At 69.7% G+C, this 16,244-nt stretch carries 15 protein-coding genes; 4 read left to right on the top strand and 11 right to left on the bottom strand.

What is annotated here, in order from left to right:
• The first annotated feature begins 147 nt into the window (after positions 1–147).
• Both ACFY3L_RS42800 and ACFY3L_RS42795 read left to right on the top strand, forming a co-directional pair.
• Positions 148–981 (top strand): alpha/beta fold hydrolase, encoded by an 834-nt coding sequence (locus ACFY3L_RS42800; protein ID WP_389338436.1) that lies wholly within the window; start codon positions 148–150, stop codon positions 979–981.
• Positions 982–985: 4 nt separating this feature from the next.
• On the top strand, positions 986–1,789 hold the full coding sequence (locus ACFY3L_RS42795) for a MerR family transcriptional regulator (RefSeq protein WP_389338433.1): 804 nt from the start codon (positions 986–988) through the stop codon (positions 1,787–1,789).
• A gap of 189 nt (positions 1,790–1,978) precedes the next feature.
• Here ACFY3L_RS42795 and ACFY3L_RS42790 read toward each other — a convergent pair whose 3' ends face one another.
• The 6 genes from ACFY3L_RS42790 to ACFY3L_RS42765 all read right to left on the bottom strand — a co-directional run bounded on the left by ACFY3L_RS42790 (position 1,979) and on the right by ACFY3L_RS42765 (position 6,957).
• Positions 1,979–2,293 carry a hypothetical protein gene (locus ACFY3L_RS42790; RefSeq protein ID WP_389338430.1) on the bottom strand — a complete coding sequence of 105 codons (315 nt, stop codon included), beginning with the start codon at positions 2,291–2,293 and terminating at the stop codon, positions 1,979–1,981.
• 387 nt (positions 2,294–2,680) lie between these two features.
• Positions 2,681–2,806 (bottom strand): hypothetical protein, encoded by a 126-nt coding sequence (locus ACFY3L_RS42785; RefSeq protein WP_389338427.1) that lies wholly within the window; start codon positions 2,804–2,806, stop codon positions 2,681–2,683.
• A gap of 78 nt (positions 2,807–2,884) precedes the next feature.
• Positions 2,885–3,436, bottom strand: a complete 552-nt coding sequence (locus tag ACFY3L_RS42780; RefSeq protein WP_389338424.1) for a DUF1062 domain-containing protein — start codon at positions 3,434–3,436, stop codon at positions 2,885–2,887.
• A 513-nt stretch (positions 3,437–3,949) separates the two neighbouring features.
• Positions 3,950–4,729 (bottom strand): hypothetical protein, encoded by a 780-nt coding sequence (locus tag ACFY3L_RS42775; protein ID WP_389338421.1) that lies wholly within the window; start codon positions 4,727–4,729, stop codon positions 3,950–3,952.
• Positions 4,730–5,017: 288 nt separating this feature from the next.
• Positions 5,018–5,635 carry a hypothetical protein gene (locus ACFY3L_RS42770; protein ID WP_389338418.1) on the bottom strand — a complete coding sequence of 206 codons (618 nt, stop codon included), beginning with the start codon at positions 5,633–5,635 and terminating at the stop codon, positions 5,018–5,020.
• Between the two features lie 518 nt (positions 5,636–6,153).
• Positions 6,154–6,957, bottom strand: coding sequence for a leucine-rich repeat domain-containing protein (locus ACFY3L_RS42765; RefSeq protein WP_389338415.1), 804 nt, complete (start codon positions 6,955–6,957; stop codon positions 6,154–6,156).
• Between the two features lie 194 nt (positions 6,958–7,151).
• On the opposite strand from ACFY3L_RS42765, the gene ACFY3L_RS42760 reads away from it, so the two are divergent.
• Complete coding sequence (locus tag ACFY3L_RS42760) at positions 7,152–7,535, top strand: hypothetical protein (protein WP_389338413.1); 384 nt, start codon at positions 7,152–7,154, stop codon at positions 7,533–7,535.
• Positions 7,536–7,603: 68 nt separating this feature from the next.
• On the opposite strand, the gene ACFY3L_RS42755 is transcribed toward ACFY3L_RS42760, so the two are convergent.
• The 4 genes from ACFY3L_RS42755 to ACFY3L_RS42740 form a co-directional block, all read right to left on the bottom strand.
• Positions 7,604–7,972 (bottom strand): hypothetical protein, encoded by a 369-nt coding sequence (locus ACFY3L_RS42755; protein WP_389338410.1) that lies wholly within the window; start codon positions 7,970–7,972, stop codon positions 7,604–7,606.
• A 179-nt stretch (positions 7,973–8,151) separates the two neighbouring features.
• Positions 8,152–9,237 (bottom strand): cellulose binding domain-containing protein, encoded by a 1,086-nt coding sequence (locus ACFY3L_RS42750; protein WP_389338407.1) that lies wholly within the window; start codon positions 9,235–9,237, stop codon positions 8,152–8,154.
• A gap of 167 nt (positions 9,238–9,404) precedes the next feature.
• Positions 9,405–10,865, bottom strand: a complete 1,461-nt coding sequence (locus ACFY3L_RS42745; RefSeq protein ID WP_389338404.1) for a M28 family peptidase — start codon at positions 10,863–10,865, stop codon at positions 9,405–9,407.
• Positions 10,866–11,009: 144 nt separating this feature from the next.
• A complete protein-coding gene (locus tag ACFY3L_RS42740; RefSeq protein WP_389338401.1) occupies positions 11,010–14,534 on the bottom strand; it encodes a M20/M25/M40 family metallo-hydrolase in 3,525 nt (1,174 codons plus the stop codon).
• 334 nt (positions 14,535–14,868) lie between these two features.
• Between ACFY3L_RS42740 and ACFY3L_RS42735 the strand changes: the two genes are divergently transcribed.
• Positions 14,869–15,033 carry a diguanylate cyclase domain-containing protein gene (locus ACFY3L_RS42735; RefSeq protein ID WP_389338398.1) on the top strand — a complete coding sequence of 55 codons (165 nt, stop codon included), beginning with the start codon at positions 14,869–14,871 and terminating at the stop codon, positions 15,031–15,033.
• An 82-nt stretch (positions 15,034–15,115) separates the two neighbouring features.
• On the opposite strand, the gene ACFY3L_RS42730 is transcribed toward ACFY3L_RS42735, so the two are convergent.
• Positions 15,116–16,036 (bottom strand): hypothetical protein, encoded by a 921-nt coding sequence (locus ACFY3L_RS42730; protein ID WP_389338395.1) that lies wholly within the window; start codon positions 16,034–16,036, stop codon positions 15,116–15,118.
• Positions 16,037–16,244: the final 208 nt, after the last annotated feature.

Here is a 16,244-nt window from a genome sequence, read left to right as displayed (position 1 = left end):
CTCGACCCGGCCGAACACGGCAGCGGTGCGGCACCTCCAGCCGATGGCCGCCGACCTGTCCGCACCACCGAAGGCGACTGACGCCGGCGTGATGTCGTACGGGAGGGGTTGACCCTGACGTAGGGTGAACCTTTCACGATGCGTGGCATGACTGCTGATACCAGCACGTTCGAGGTTCATCACAACGGGGTCGTCATCTCGGTGGCGTGTGCCGGTCGGGGGCGGCCGCTGGTGCTGTGTCCCGGGCTGAATGTGACCCAGGCCGATCTGTGCGAGCTCGTCGAGTTGCTGCGGAGCCACTACCAGGTGGTGACGTTCGACCTGAGAGGCCATGGCCTCTCCTCGGCCGCGGGCCAGTACTCCTTCGACGCGTTTCTGGGTGATCTCGTCGCGGTGATGGCGATGCTGGAACGCCTGGACTTGTCGGCGCCCGTGCTGGTTGGCTACTCGCTGGGCGCCGACCTGGCCGTGCACTATGCGGCCGAGCATCCGGAAGCCGTCGCTGAGCTTGTTCTCATCGATGGCGCGAACCCGCTGCCCGAGCCGTTCATCACCGAGGCCGCGCTGCCGGAGTTCCGCGCCATGTGGGAGGCCCTGGCGACCCACCAGGAAGCCTCGCGCGGCACCGCACGTCAGGTGTTGCTGACCGGCCAGCAGATTTTCGACCTGAATCTCGAGATCGATGTGGTTCGCTCCAGAATCCTCGATCAGTACTCGATGATCGGCTGCCCGATCAGCATGATCATGTCGACCTCGATGGCCGGCGACAACACCGACGAACGCGCACGGCGCTACAACCGGGACTGGCGCGAGGGCATCGAGCGGCTGAGGCGCGAACGACCTCACGTCCGTACGTCCTGGCTCGACGCCGATCACGGCCTGGTCGTCACGCACGCCCGCGAGATCGCCCAGATCATCCGGAACACGCTCCACCCGGTCCGCCGAGTGACCGCCCAGCTCGATCACCGTCCAGGAGAATGAACCGGTGCTGACCATCGGTGAGCTGGCCTCGTACGCCGGAGTGACGGTGCGCGCGGTACGGCATTACCACGCCAAGGGGCTGTTGCCCGAGCCGGAGCGCGACCAATCCGGCTACCGGAGGTACGACGCCGGCGCCGTGATCGAACTGATCAAGATCCGGACCCTGGCCGACGCCGGCATCCCGCTGGGACGCGTGCAAGAGCTGCTCCAAGCCGACCAGGAGCAGTTCGCCGCCGCGGTAGCGGACATCGACGAGCGACTGCGAGAAGAGATCCGGGTACGCCAGCAGCACCGCACCCGGATCGCTCGCCTCACCTCCGGCGACCGCCTGGTGCTCCCCCCGGCAGTGGTCGAATTCCTCGACCACCTGCGGGCGCTCGGCGTCGACGAACGGCTCGTACAAATTGAACGTGACGGCTGGATCCCGCTGGTCATGCACTCACCGCGGCGAGTTCCGCAGTGGGTGGCACGCAAACGAGAGCAGCTCACCGACACCCAGCTCATCGACTTCTACCGCACCCTCGGCCAAGCCATCGACTGGGCCGGCGACGACCCGCGACTGACCGACCTGGCCGACAACCTGGCCGTCTTTCTCACCCAGATGGCGGACGAGCACGGCGGAAACTACGTCGATGACATCGACATCAAGGCACAGCTCGTCGACATGATGGACACCCTCGTATTCGACACCACCCCAGCGGCACGCCACCTTGTCGAGCTGCTGAAAAAGCGAGGCTGGACCGGCTGGACCAAGCTCGAGCGCCTGAGCCCAGCACAAAGCTCCGCCGAACCGAAACCGAAGACGTAGCAACGCCGCACTCGTCGCCAACCAGGCGCCTGTCAACTTCCACTGAAGACTGACGTCGAACCCTCCGTTGCACCGGGCGGCGCCCTACCCGACACTGTTGGCGATCAATTCGGCGACGGGCGGAGCCGCGGTGCGGCGTGCGGGTGTGCTGACGGTCTTCGTGGTGAGTGGCGCGTTGCTGGCGGGGTGTCAGCAGGCGAAGGATCCGGCTCCGGCCCCGTCGGCGTCGGTGGCGCCGTCGACGGCGGCCGCTGACGCCGCCACGGGTTGCAGAGTCTGCTTCGGGCGGCGGCCGACCTGCGTCTCGGGTCCAGCGCATCCCTTGCCTGGTTGTCCGATGACCCTCATGCCCACGTGTTCGTCTTCACCGGCGCCACCGAAGATGTCCATGTGCAGATCCTGGTCCTGCCCGACGAGTACGCGGACGACCCATGGGTCGGGGGCGGAGCGCCGCTGGGCCTGCCGGGTTCCGGTACGGGCATTCACGACGGCCGCGGCGAGCATGGCCCAAGCCGTGCTCGACCAGTATGGCGTGACCGGCTACAAGCAGGCGTGAAGAAACATGCCGTTCCCCAGCGCCGAGCTGGCCATGTTGCAGGACGAGAGCGCCTTGCGCTGACCCGGGCGGGCGGCTCAGCTGAACGCCGGTGCCGGGGTCGGCGGCCGCGCCGAAGCCGGCGGGGACCATACCGGCGGCCGCGGACACCCGCGCGGCCTGCCGCCATTGTTCGGCGACCTCGGCCCGCAGCTGCGGCGCCGCGCCGTCGGGCAACTGGGCCTGCAGCAGGGCGGTCACCTGCGCGTCGAGGTCGTCGGCGGCGGTGCGCAGCACGGTCCAGCCCGGCGGCAGCCCGACGCTGACCGGCGGCGCCGCCCACGTGCTCCAGCCGGTCACGGCCGCCCGCCCAGGATCTGCTGGCGGAACTCGCGCACGGTGTCGCCGGCGTCGGCGGTGACGACCGCGCCGGTCCCCCACTGCGTGACGGTCGACGGCCGCCACTGCTCCAGCAGCGTCATCGGCCGGTAGTGCTGGGCGAGGTCGATCGCCGCCGGGCGGGTAGACCCGGCGGCGGTCGTCCCTCCTGAGCAGGCCGGTCAGCCAAGGACTGCGGCGTCCGCCATCACCAGGAACGTGAAGCCCGTGGTCGTCGGGCGGCGTAGCGAGACGTCGCACTTGACCCTGTCCTGCACCTCGCCCCTGGTGAGGCCGAGGTGCTCGGCGATGAGCCGGTCCGGGCGCACCGGGACCGGATCGGCGAAGGTGACCTCCACCTGGACCGGCCACGTCACGTCCGGGCGGGCCGGCGGGGTGTCCAGCCGCCAGGCGCCCTGCCAGTTCAACGTGAACCGGTTGCGCCGGGCGAGCAGCGGGTCCAGCAGCGTGGCGGCCACCAGGCCCGGGTCGTTGGTGTGGTACCCGTCGAGGCGGGCCGGGTCGATGGATCTGACCGGCACCCGCTCGTGGACGGTGAGCTTGCTCGTGCGGTCGCAGGACATGCACCGCACCAGGAGCCACACGTCCAGCAGCTTGCCGTTGGCGTTGACGCGGAACCTGCCCTCGCCGGTGGTGGCGGACTCCGACCGGCAGTCCAGGCACCGCAGCGACAGCAGCGGCAGCCTGGTCCGGCGGACGGTCCAGGGCAGCACGGTATGAGGTTGTGACGACATGAAGATCTCTCTGAAGACCTGACCCGAGGCCGGAAGCGCGGCCTCGAACGCTGCGTGCGCGGGCGCACCCGGGCAGCCCGGCGGGACCGACGGGAAGGTCGGCCTGAAGGCGAGCGGTAGAGCGTCAGGTCTACAGAGCGGGCGGGGTCATGCGGTTCGTCCTCTGTCGTCGCGGCAGCGGGGGCACAAGCAACCTACGAGCAAGGAAATTGTCGTGGGCGTCCGGCCTGGGAGCAATCCAGTTGCCAGCGAGCTGGATTCTTCCGACTCGCGCCGCGCGGGTGAGACAGCAGCGCGTGGAGGGGGCCGGAACCTCTTCGAGCACAGCATCCGCCACCCAGTCGACGGCAAGCTCATGACTCTCATCGACGCGGAGGTCTACTTCGCCGCCCCGGACAACGAGCCCACCTATCTGCCGACGTAGCCGCTGACCGGGCTCTACGGGACAGTGACGGTCTTGCGGCTGCGGTTGGAGCATGTCCGGTCGCCGCTTCAGTGCTCGGCGAGCTCAGCCAGGCTGCGCAGGAAGGCACTGGATCCTGTCGGCAGGAGTTCGTCGTATCGCGCTGTTGGAGGAGGCGGCGGCATCTCGTGTACGCCGTATTCGCGTGGTGCCTGCTCGACCCGGCGCCGCAGTGCCGTACGCATCGCGTCGTCGCCGTGCCATGCGCCCACCGAGGTCAGGTGGATGTACTCGCTGTACAGCCCCTTGGTGAGTTCGACGTCGGGTTCCTTGGGGTCGAGGCGACGCAGCAGCGCGGCCACGTCGGTCAGACCGAGCTCGTCGCACGCACTGATCGCCTCGCCCCACCATTCCGCCGGCGTGTCTGTGAGGGCGGAGCCGAGGCCACTGCTCATGGCCTTGTTGTGCACGCCCAGCAAGTACGCCAGGCGCCGGACGCCGGCCGGCAGGTGTCCGGCCCTATCCTCGTGGCGGACGATCCGCATGAGCTCATCGCCCGCCTGGTCCACAAGAGCCTCCGCGATGTCACGGACCAGGTATGCACCGCGGTCGGACACCCAGGTCGGGACCGGGCGCCAGTCGTGCGCGGCACGCAGGGCGCCTGGACCGTCCGTCGCGGCCATCCGTGCGATCTCCAGGCCGCGGGATCGTGGCAGGAGCGCGCCGCGCGGGATGACACCGGCGATGTTCGCGATGGTCGTCCAGTGCGGCTGGCGGTCATCGAAGGCCATGAGGTCGAACCACCGGTCGCCGTCTCGTAGCGCGATCGAGCACTCCGCGGCGCCGTGCGGCGTCACGTCGAGGCGCACGCCCGGATCGTCCGGCCAGGACAGCGTCGCGGCATACGGCCGCAGTTCTACGCGCACAGGTCAGCCGACGCATCGACGCACGCCGCGATCCCGCCGAAGACGAAGCCGCACGAGCAAGGACGGATTCCGACAAACAGCACAGCGAAAGGGTACGGCTCACTGCCGGCGATCGGTACACGCTCATGCCGCCGGGCGACCGCGCCGCCATCCGCGCCGGTGTGGCACTCCGTATGGGATGCGCAAGCCCGGGGAAGACCGGCGTTCACTGAACTGCCGATGAGCGAGTGCTCAACTGGAGATGGTCGGGTCTCCGGAGGCCTGCGCGTCCTTCTCCTGAAGCTGCCGATGCGTCACACGGTAATGCTCCTGGGGTGCGTCCGAGACGTACGTCGTATCGGCACCGCTGTAGACGTGCAAGCCGACATCCCCGAACTCGATCCACAAGCCTTCCATGGTCCAGCCGGCAACCAGATCCATCGGCAACGCGCCGGTAAAATCCAGGTCGACGGTGAAGTACGGGTTCTCGGTCACCGCCCAGCCGGTCAGCACGCGACCGGCAGCCGCAGCGAACGGGTGCGGGTGCGACGATCGCCACTCGTGCGGCTGGCCGCCAACGGTGAACGCCGTCCCCAGATCGATCGTGTTCCAGCTGACCGACAATCGGTCGGCCGCGTCCCAGGCGAGCTCCAGCTGCACACCGCCGTCGAACACCAGCACCACCGGGATGATCGGTTGCCACCTGTCCCTTGCCAGCTCCCAGCCGACCCAGCCGGCCCGCAGCCGTTGACCCACCAGCGCGAGCAGGTTGGACCGCTGGCGACGCAACTGCTCCGGCCCGGGCGCAAAGTTGGACCGCCATCCGGACATCGACTCGTCCCAGGGCCTCGTTCCAGGCATGCTCTCCACAGCGCGGATCATACGGATTTCGCACCTGCTGTACCGGCCCGTCGCGTCGGCATCGATCACTGCCTGGTGCACGCTCACGCCGCGATCAGTTCGCTCGCCGTGGTGGCTGGTCGGGGCTCACTCTGGGCTGCGCGGCGGGCAGGTCATCGGCCTCGTCCGAGCCCGGGCAGTCCTCCGCGCCGCGCACGCGTGTCCCGACCGAGTCCGAATTCGATGTCGTCGGTTGGCGGTTTGTCCTCCAGCTCGGCCATCGCGAGCTCGATCCGGTCCGCGCGGATTCGCGCGTCACGCCGTTCGCGTCGGTCCGCGATTGCATCGCTCGGCTGACGCGGGCGCCCGTGTTCATTGCCGCTCATGGTGTGTGAGGCTCGCACCGAGGGGGCAGCTCATCAAGAGCCAACGGGTCAGCACACCTCACCGCTTCGGGTACTGACTCAGCGACGAGCCGGCCGCGAACAACGTGCGTTGAATGGGACCGGAAGTCGTCTCAGCTCAGCGACGTCACTGCCTCGAGCCCTTCAGATACCTCGGGCCGGCGGCTGGGCAAGATCAGGGCCGCCGTGGTGCGGGGTCTTGACATAGCCGGAGGGGGCCCGCGGGATCGCCGCCAGACACGCTGCGGAGCAGGCGTTGACGAGCAGCGGCAGTACATCGGTGGCCACGCGGAGGGAGATCCAGGCCTGGTGCAGTTCGCGATCGACCGGTTCCCTGCACACGCTGCACGCGTCGACCCTGTCAGCGCCCCACACGCCGGGGTCGAGGTGCCTGAAGTCGGCCTCGGTCGCGGTAGTCACCGGCCTCAGGCTCGGAAACGGCGGTCGGTGGTTGAAGGTGGTGTACAGCGCACGGGTGCTGACGGTGCTGTCCCGAAGCCGAGTGCACCTGGTCAGCTCGTACGGATACCAGTGCAGGCGGTGCGAGGTGTACGGCTCGAACACCTCGAGGCTGGCCATCGCCCCGATCTCGGGCGGGATTCGAACCAGGTTGGTGCCGTACAGGACGAGGTGTTCGACCTTGGTCAGGGTCGCGATCGTCGGTGGCAGGGTGACGATCTGCCGACGCTCCGGGGCGCTGAGCTCGACGAAAGGCTTGAAGACGGTCCTGCCGTCGGCCGCCGCCTCTTCGATGAGCATCAGGAGGCGCCGCCAGCCGTCGCTTGCGGTGTCCTGCCGCTCGGCATGGAAGGTCACCGGTGCCGGTCGCATCTCGACCGAAGGATCCGTGCATCGGCACCGGTCCCGGTCTGGTCCTCGACCCGACGGCCCGACGGCGTCGGCGAACCGGTTGGTGAACACGCGCGGCCCGGTCGCGTTGTCGTCCATGGCGCAGGAGCCTATCCACGCCACGCCTCAATGTCCTGCCCTTTGCCGGCCTGCCTCGAACACGTGCGCACATCTGCCGCGATCCGCGCGCTATGCAGCGTCACGAAGTGTTGACTCGGCCGGCATACACACATGCCGAGTGCAGGATGTTCCTTCCTCTCAGGCCACTCGGTGTGGGCTGAGAGGATGGACCGGTGAACGACGACCGCGACCCTGGGAACGCCGGCGTGACGGCACTCGACGGTGCCATCGCCGAGCTCGTGAGGAATGGCGTCGTGGCTGGGTGGCTGGCGATCCAAGACGCCCCGTTCCGGAACCTCTTCCTCGTCAAGCAGGTGGGCTACTGGAGCCTGTTCACGTGGGCCGACGGATCGATTGAGATCGAGGAGGACTACCCGCCTCTCGCGCTGCTTCCCGGAATTCAGGCAGGGCTGTTCCGCGACAGCGATGGGAACGAGTACGAGGTTCGCTGGGTGACTGATGACCGCCGCGCCAATCTCTGGGATCGCTATGGGATCCACGAAACACCCGGCTACTACATGGCCCTCGCCAGCAAGCAGCATCGCAACCGCCAGTAATGGTGTACGGTCATGCCGCGACCACCGTACCGACCGGTCCCCGTCCCACCTGATGCCGGACAGGTGGCCTAGGACATTTTGGGACGCTTCATCGTAGACGTGCTCGGGCGTGCCGCTGCCTGAAGATCGATGTGGTGCTCAATCGAACGCCAAGCCGGTCCGGTGTACTCGGTGAGGGTGAACCGGCGATGCTCGTCGGTGGGGTGGACGGTCACGGCGACAGTGCTCTCGTCCTCGAATCGCAGCAGGAAGACGGGATCAAGGTCGCACAAGAAGGCGAGCCCCTCGCGGTCGTCGTCGGCGGCGCTGGTCAGGAACCCATGAGCGTCCCAGCCGGCGCCGCTGGTGGTGATCACGACTGCCACCCCGACGCTGCCGAGCAGGGTGGACGAGTTCGCCCACCACTCCAGCCAGGCGCGGCTCTCGAAGGTCTCCACGGTCGTCATCATTCCAGCGACAACCTGGGGCGCGGAACCGACTTTGCGGTGGGGGGCAGCGTGGCGACGTCGTGCATCGTGGTGGTGCGGAGCGACTGGGCGGTTGGCAGCGACTCGGCCGGGAGAAGGGCGGGGAGGCCGGCTCCGCCGCGAGCGCGGAGCCGGCCCCGTTCAGCTGGTTACGCGGCGGTGCAGTTCACCGACGACGGGGCGGTGCCGCCGGCGGTGAAGCCGTAGGTGGTGGAGGCGTTCGCGCCGAGCGAGCCGTTGTAGGTCTCGTTGCGCACGGTGATCGGCGAGGTCGAGGTGACCCGGCCGTTCCACAGGTTGCTGATCGTGGCGCTGCCGCCGGACCAGGTGGTGCTCCAGCCGGAGATGCCGGACGTGCCGGTGTTGCGCACCGTCACCTCGCCCTGGAAGCCGCCCTGCCAGCTGTTGGTCGTCCGGTACGTGGCGGAGCAGCCGGCGGTGCCACCGCCGCCGCCTCCACCGCCCCCACCGCCGCCGCCTCCGTTGATGGAGGCGGAGAACGCGGTGACGGCGAGGCCCTGGCCGCCGATCCACGGCTCGAAGCCGGCCTGGATGCTGGTCAGGTACCAGGAGGTGGTCGCCTTGCCGCGGCTGATGACGTCGTTGATGAACGCCTTCGCGTCGAAGCTCCAGCTGCTGATCGGTGACGGCGCGACGTAGGAGACCACGTCGTTGCCGCCGTTGTTGCCCTGCCAGACCTCCCAGGTACGGCCGGCGATGGACGCGCTGCCGACGCGGCTGCCGACCGGCTGGATCGAGCCCTGGCGGTTGAACCAGATCATGATCTCGGTCGCGTTGACGCCGTTGGTCTTCGGGGTGGGGTCCATCCAGATGTCGTACGCGGCGTCGTACGTGCCGCCGACGTAGCTGTACGAGATGCTGGTCTGCGCGGAGCTGATCGCGCTGATCTGCATCGGCAGGTTGGTGCCCGGCGAGCAGTTGCTGTAGTGGCAGCCGACGTAGATGGCGGGGTAGGACGCCGGCGCCCCGTTGGTGGGCTTGTTCGCGTTGATCTGCGAGATCGAGAAGCCCGTGCTCGTCACGTTGATGCACTGGGTCGCGCTGTTGCCCCAGTTGTTGTTCATGACCACGTACCGGCCGCCGATCGTGGTGGACCCGTAGGTCTCACAGATCTGCGTGTCGGCCAGGGCCGGCTGGGCGGAACCCACCAGCGCCACCATGCCTGCTGCGGCGAGCAGACCGGTCGCGGCGGCGGCGCGCAGCGTGTTTCCCATGCTGCCTCCTTGCCTGCGTCGATGGAGCGACGGGAACGCTCCTGCATGCGGACGCTAGGCAGCCTTCCGCTGACACGCGAAAGAACAGCACGACATTTATCATTGTCGCTGCTCAGCGGGGTGGGCGGGTGGTGAAAGGTACATGCCCGCCCACCCCGGGCGAGTTGTCAGCTGACGGTGACGGCGGTGTCGTCGATGACGAAGGACGTCTGCAGCGACGAGTCCTCGGTGCCGTTGAACTTGATGGTGACGGTCTGGCCGGCGAAGGCGTTCAGGCTGTAGGTCTTCGCCTGGTACCCCGTGGCCTTGTTCAGGTTCGAGAGGGTGCCGAGGGTGGTGGAGCCGGCCGTGATGGTCAGCTTGTCGTACGCCGAGGACGTCGTCGTCTCGGCGGAGTCGATGTGGACGTAGAAGGTCAGGGTCGCCGAGCAGCCGGCGGGGATGGTGACCGCCTGGGAGATGGACTCGGTGTGGGTGGAGCCGTAGCCGAGCAGCCAGGCGGAGTACGTGCCGGTGCGGGCGGGCTGGCCCTGCGAAGCCCACTGGCCGATCGCGCCGGCGGTGCCGGTCCACGAGGTTGCGCCGGACTCGAAGCCGGGGTTGAGCAGCTTCTGGCCGCTGCACGTGCCGCCGGTCGGCGGGGGCGTGGTGGGCGGCGGGGTGGTGGAGCCGCCGACCGAGGTCTGCCAGATGGTCGCGGCGACGCCGTCGGCGGCGCGGTTCAGGACCGTGGCGTTGATGTTGCTGGTGGTGTCGCAGGCCTGGTGGTAGCAGGAGTCGTAGGCGCTGTTGGCGGTGCCGCCCCACTTCGCCGCCTGCGCGGAGGTCTTGCGGGCGCTCGCGCCGGCGGCGTAGCCGGAGGTCGGGATGCCGACGCGCTCGAAGGAGTAGTCGTCGGAGCGGCCGGCGCCCTCGGTGTTCTCCTCCGGCTGCAGGCCGAGGGAGTCCCAGTACGCCTTCATCGGCGCCGCGGCGGCGGAGTTGATGTGGTTGATGAAGTAGCCGCCGTTGGGCGAGCCGACCATGTCGAAGTTGTAGTACGCCTTGATCTGCGTGCGCTGGGTGGCCGTGAGGGCGTTGGCGTAGAAGGCGGAGCCCTGCAGGCCCTGCTCCTCGCCGGCCCACCAGGCGAAGCGGACGTGCCGGCTCATGGTCGGGTTCTGCTGGGCGAGGACCAGCGCGTTCTCCAGCAGCGTCGCCGAGCCGGAGCCGTTGTCGTTGATGCCCGGGCCGGCCGCGACGCTGTCGAGGTGGGCGCCGAACATGGTGATCTGGTCGCTCGGCCCGCCGGGCCAGTCGGCGATGAGGTTGTTCGCGCGGTACGTGCAGCTGGTGCACGTCTGCTCGGCCACCGTGTACCCGGCGGCCTGCAGCTTGCCCTTGATGTAGGCGACGGACGCGGTGTAGCCGGCGGTGCCGCTGCGGCGCGTGCCGCCGTTGCTGGACGCGATGCTGCCCAGCTGGGCCAGGTGCGCCTGCACGTTCGCCACGGCGATGTCCGGCGCCGCGGCGAGCGCGGGCGTCACACCGGCCGACGGCGAGGCGAAGGCGGGGATCGCCAGGCCGGCGCCGACGAGCAGGAGCGCGGCGGACGCGGTCAGTGTCAGCGCCGCTGAACGGGGTCTCATCAATGAGCTCCTCGATCGGAGTAGGGGTTGCGCGAGATTCGCATACTTCGATCCGGCGTCACAAGTGATCGAGGGCATACCAGCCTGGACATACCAGCGGTGGGTGCCCGCCGCAGCCGGGCACCCACCTGTCTGGAACCGGGGTCAGCAGGCCCCGGCGTCGGTCCAGACCGCCCACGAGCCGGGCGCGCCGGGCTCGGCACCGGTCGAGTACCAGGTGCTGTTCCACAGGCGGCCGTTGTAGGACACGCGGTCACCCGGGGCGTACGGGGTCGTGGCGCTCCACGTCGGCACGCCCGAGCAGCCGCCGCCACCGCCGGTGACGGTCAGCGTGTAGGTGGCGGTCCGGTCCACCGAGGCGCCGTCACCGAGCACCGTCAGCGTGTAGGTGCCCGCCGGCGTCGACGCGGTGGTGCTGATCGTCAGCGTCGACGCGCCGCCGGACTGCACCGTCGCCGGGTCGAACGCCGCCGTGGCGCCCGCCGGCAGCCCGCTGACCGACAGCGCGACGGCCTGCGGGTTGCCCGACGTGGTCTGCGTGCCGACCGTCACCGTCGCCGACCCGCCGGGCGGCACCGAACCCGACGCCGGGTTCAGCGACAGCGAGAACGTGTCCTGCCCGCCGCCGTCGACGGTGAGCGTGAACGTCGCCGTCCGGTCGGCCGCGGTCCCGTCGCCGAGGACCGTCACCGTGTAGGAGCCCGCGGGGGTCGCCGACGTGGTGCTGATGCGCAGCGTGGACGTGGAGCCCGCCGGTACGGACGCCGGCGTGAACACCGCGGTGGCACCGGCCGGCAGCCCGGACGCCGACAGCGCCACGGTCTGCGCCGAGCCGGACGTCACCTGCGTGGCGACCGTCGTGGTCACCGACCCGCCGGGCGTCACCGAGCCGGAGGTGGGGCTCAGCGACAGGCTGAAGTCGTCGGACGACTGGCCGCCGACCGCCTGGTTCCACACGGCGTAGGCCACCGCGTCGGCGCTGCGGTCCAGCGGTACATCGGCGACATTGCTGATCGTGTCGCACGAGCTGTGGTAGCAGGAGTCGTAGGCCGCGCCGGCCGTGCCGCCCCACTTCGTCGCCTGGGCCGTCGTCTTGGTGGCCGAGGCGCCCGCGGCGATGCCGCTGGAGGCGATGCCGGCGTTGCGGAACGAGGCGTCGTCGGAGCGGTTGGCGCCCTCGACGTTCTCCTCGGTCTGCACGCCGATCGAGTCGTAGTAGGCCTTCAGCGGCTGCGCCGCCGTGGTGGTGATGTTGTTGATGAAGTACCCGGCGTTGCGTGAGCCGACCATGTCGAAGTTCCAGTACGCGCGGATCTTCGTGCGTTCGGCGGCCGGGAGCTGGTTGACGTAGAAGGCGGAGCCGCGCAGGCCCTGCTCCTCGTCCGACCACCAGGCGAAGCGGACCCGCTTGGTCATCGTCGGGTTCTGCTGGGCGAGGGCGAGGGCGACCTCGAGCAGCACCGCCGAGCCCGAGCCGTTGTCGTTGATGCCGGGACCGGCCGCGACGCCGTCGAGGTGCGCGCCGAGCATGAGCACCTGGTTGGCGTCGCCGCCGCGCCACTCGGCGATGAGGTTCACCGAGCCGGTCGTGCACGACGTGCAGGTCTGCCGGGTCACGGTGTAGCCCGCCGCCTGCAGCCGCTGCTCGACGTACTGCAGCGAGGCGGTGTAGCCGGCGCGGCCGGAGTACCGGTTGCCGCCGTTGTTCGTGGCGATCGTCTGGAACTGGGTGAGGTGCGCCCGCACGTTGCCGACGCTGATGTCCGGGGCGGTGCCCGGGTTGCCGCCGCCGGTGACGGTGAGGCCGAGCGTCGCCGTCCGGTCGGCGCTGGCGCCGTCGCCGTCGCCGAGGATCGTCACGGTGTACGACCCGGCCGGCGTGCTCGCCGCCGTGCTGATCCGCAGGCTCGACGTGCCGCCCGACTGGACGGTCGCCGGGGTGAACGTGGCGGTCGCGCCGGTCGGCAGGCCGCTCGCGGACAGTGCCACGCTCTGCGCGCTGCCGGAGGTGACCGCCGTGCTGACCGTGACGGTGGCGGCCTGACCGGCGGTGACACTGGTCGAGGTCGGGCTGACCGTGACCGAGAAGTCGTTGCCGCCGCCGATCGGGCACGCCGGCTCACCGGCCGCGGCGTTGACGCTCACGGCGCTCCACGCGGCCTTGACCGTCGCGCACTCGGCGTTGCTGTTCGGGTACAGCTCGACCGCGGCGCGGACGGTCGCCAGCCGGGCGGCGGCGTGGTTCCAGGCCGAGGTCTTGCGGTTGAGCCCGCCGAGGAAGATCCGGCCGGCCTTCTGGATGCCGATGCCGGTCACGGTCGTGTTGTTGCAGGTCGGGCTGGTGGGCTTGCCACCGCCAGGGTTGCTGCCCTCGGCCAGGAGGTAGAACCAGTGGTTCTGCGGGCCGGCGGCGGCGTGCACCTCGGTGTTCGGGATGGAGCTGCTGTAGCAGTTCGGGTTCCCGCTGATCCGCGACGGGTTGTACATGTACCGGATCGGGCCGGAGCCGGTGAGGTTGACCTCCTCGCCGACGTCGTAGTCCGCGGGGTCGTTGGGGTTGTTGGCGTAGGCCTCGGTCAGCGCACCGAAGATGTCGCCGGTCGACTCGTTGAGACCGCCGTTCTCGTTGCCGCTGCCGGCGCCGCCGGGCGTGGTCTGGAAGATGGCGTGGCCGTACTCGTGCGCGACGACGTCGATCGGGGTCGCCTGCCCGCTGCCGGCCGAGTTGCGGCCGAAGTTGGTGTACGAGCCGTTCCAGTACGCGTTGACCTCCGCGAGCCCGACCCTGGCGGGGTAGCCGCGGCCGGCGCCGTTGATCCCGTTGCGCCCCAGCCAGCTGCTGAGCATGTCCCATTCCTGCTCGACGGCGTACATCACGTCGACGCAGGCGGTCTCCAGGTTGGTGCCCGTCCCGTTGCCCCAGGTGTTCGTGGTCTTGGTGTAGGGCGTGCCGCCCTGACCACCGCAGGAGATGCCGGGCCGGTTGGGGTCGCTCATCGTGTACGAGGAGCCGGAGCCCGAGGTGTCGATGGTGACCTGGCCGTTGTAGTAGCCGTTGCCGGTCGCGGCGAAGACCTCGTCCCAGGTCTCCTCGGGCAGCGCGGCGCCGGTCGTGGCGTCGACGTAGACGTGCAGCTTGCTGGTCTTGCCGGCGGCGGTGCCCTCGAGGACGACCTCGTAGGCGAGCCGGCCCTTGCCGCGGGCGAGGACGACCAGCCTGGGCGGGTAGGCGGTCGTGACCTTCGACAGCTGCGTCTTCGCGGCCTCCGTGGCCTTCGCGGCATCGATCTTGGCGGTGGTGGTGACGTCGAGCGTGGTGTCCTGCGCACCGTTGACGCTCAGCACCGTGCCGTTCGCGTCGGTGACGACGACGAAGTCGCCGCCCCGTACCGGCAGGCCACGGTGGGTGCGCTCGTACGACACGTACCGCAGCCCTTCCTGCCGCACGACCGACCTGCGGTCGAAGCGGTCGTCCGGCGACCGGTGCACCTTGGCCGGCTCGGCGCCGAGGAACTGCTCGGCGGCCACTTCGGGCGCCACGGCGGCCTTCTGGGGCGGGCCGGGGTCCGGCGGGCGGGTCGCGGCGGCCGTCACCATGGTGGCGGCCAGCACGACGGCGACGGCGGCGGCGACCGTCACGCCCCCGCGCAGCGCGAGTGTGCGTCTCACATTTGCTCCTCTTGACGACCGGTCCAGCGGGGGACGGCGGTGGCCGTCCGACCCGGGACCGGGATGACAGATGGGGTTCTGCCTGCACCAGGTCCGCCCGTGGTTCGGCGCAACAAGGTGGTTAACTGCTGTTACTAGTTCAGTAACACCCAGCATTGAAGGGGATGAGCAGGCGCCCCGTCAAGAGACGGCGACAAATGGCCGCAGACGGCGTACCAGCGGGGGATGCCGTCCGGGCCTGCGATCAGTACCGTCCGCGCACGAGCGATGACCATCGGACACGAGGAGCACGGCGACGTGACGGCGACGCCGGTCCATCCCGAGCGCGCCGGTCGTGCCGTACATCGGCCTGGACGGCTTCAAGGCCGTCAACGACACCAACGGCCACGCCGCCGGCGACGCCGTGCTCGTCGCGGTCGGCGACCGCCTGCGCGCGGCGGTGCTTTCCGGCCGCAGCCGGTGGTCCTGGCCGCCTGATGGTGCAACGGCAGCTCGGTGAGCGATGAACCGGAGTCGTCCGTCGGGCTGCTCGGCGGCATCGGCAGGCGGCGGCCTCGCACGGGCCGCGGCGCCAAGATGACCTACGGTGATGTGGCAGGACCGTCGCGGAAGGCCAGCCCGGCCGCGTCCATCGCGGCTCGCAGTTGGCGTAGGGCGTAGGGGCCGACTCCGTGGAGTGCCTGCACCTCGGCCTCACTGAGTTCGGCAACCTGTTCGAGGCGGGCCACACCGTGCGCGGTGAGCGCACGGGTCGCGGCTGCGCCGAGGTGTGGCAGCGGGATGCCCGGCTCCGGTACCAGCGGGCCGGGAGCCGACCGGGGATGACCCTCGTGGTCCAGAACGGCGGCGCCGCGCGCGGAAAGCCGGTAGCCGATGTCGAGCGACTCGGTCAGGCCCCGCTCCTTGAGTTTGCGCACGTCTCGTTTGAACGCTGGGATGTCGCGCCCCATCCGTTGTGCGAGATCGGGTGCCCGGGTGGCCGGCAGTTCGTCGATCAGCAGGAGCGTCGCCCGGGTCCAGGGCCCGGTCGGCGAGGCGCGGTCGAGCCGGTCGAGCCATGCGACGATCGTGTCGATCTCCGCAGCGTCGGGCACCGCCTCCCGCAGCGCGTGCCGCGGGTCGTCGCCCGCGTGCCGTAGCCCGATCCGATACACCGGCCGGTCGGGGTGGAGGCGGTCCAGTCCCTGCCGGAGCGCGGCCAGCGACGCCGCGCCGGCCCGGCGGGCGTCCGCGGCCGTCAGCGACCGCAACGGCACACGGTCGACGGACGTGATCTCGACCAGTCCGACCGCGGTACGCATCTGGGTGCCGACCCTGACACGAGGCCGTTCCCACCGGCGGAACGCCACGTCGACCTCACCGGCACGGATCGCCGCCAGTTCCGCGGGACGCATCTGCATGGCCCAGTTCAACACACGCCACGATCCAGCGCCGCCGGCGGCGCGCCGCGGGGACCGGACAGCATCGACTCGCGCGCCTGGGGCTTCCTGCCGCTGCGGCACGTCGTCGGTGTGGTGGTTGCAGACCTTCGGACGGCCGGCCGCTGACCGGCAACAGCCGGACACGACGGCGGGCCGCCAGCTCCCCCGTGGCAACGCCCGACTCCAATCATGATCTTGTGATGTGATCGCTCACATCATTGGCCGTCATGGAACACCGTCCCTCGCCGAGTGTCAATGTCTATCTGTCGATTCCTATTCGCGCGCGGGC

The organism is Dactylosporangium sp. NPDC000521, from assembly GCF_042898305.1.
Lineage (GTDB): Bacteria > Actinomycetota > Actinomycetes > Mycobacteriales > Micromonosporaceae > Dactylosporangium.
Note: the sequence above shows the minus strand (reverse complement) of the source record. Positions and strands in the feature narration are given on the sequence as shown.

Coding starts and splice junctions, on each gene's coding strand:
- ACFY3L_RS42800 (WP_389338436.1), top strand. CDS start 148: ATGACTGCTGATACCAGCACGTTCGAGGTTCATCACAACGGGGTCGTC.
- ACFY3L_RS42790 (WP_389338430.1), bottom strand. CDS start 2,293: ATGCTCGCCGCGGCCGTCGTGAATGCCCGTACCGGAACCCGGCAGGCC.
- ACFY3L_RS42785 (WP_389338427.1), bottom strand. CDS start 2,806: ATGACGCTGCTGGAGCAGTGGCGGCCGTCGACCGTCACGCAGTGGGGG.
- ACFY3L_RS42765 (WP_389338415.1), bottom strand. CDS start 6,957: ATGGACGACAACGCGACCGGGCCGCGCGTGTTCACCAACCGGTTCGCC.
- ACFY3L_RS42750 (WP_389338407.1), bottom strand. CDS start 9,237: ATGGGAAACACGCTGCGCGCCGCCGCCGCGACCGGTCTGCTCGCCGCA.
- ACFY3L_RS42745 (WP_389338404.1), bottom strand. CDS start 10,865: ATGAGACCCCGTTCAGCGGCGCTGACACTGACCGCGTCCGCCGCGCTC.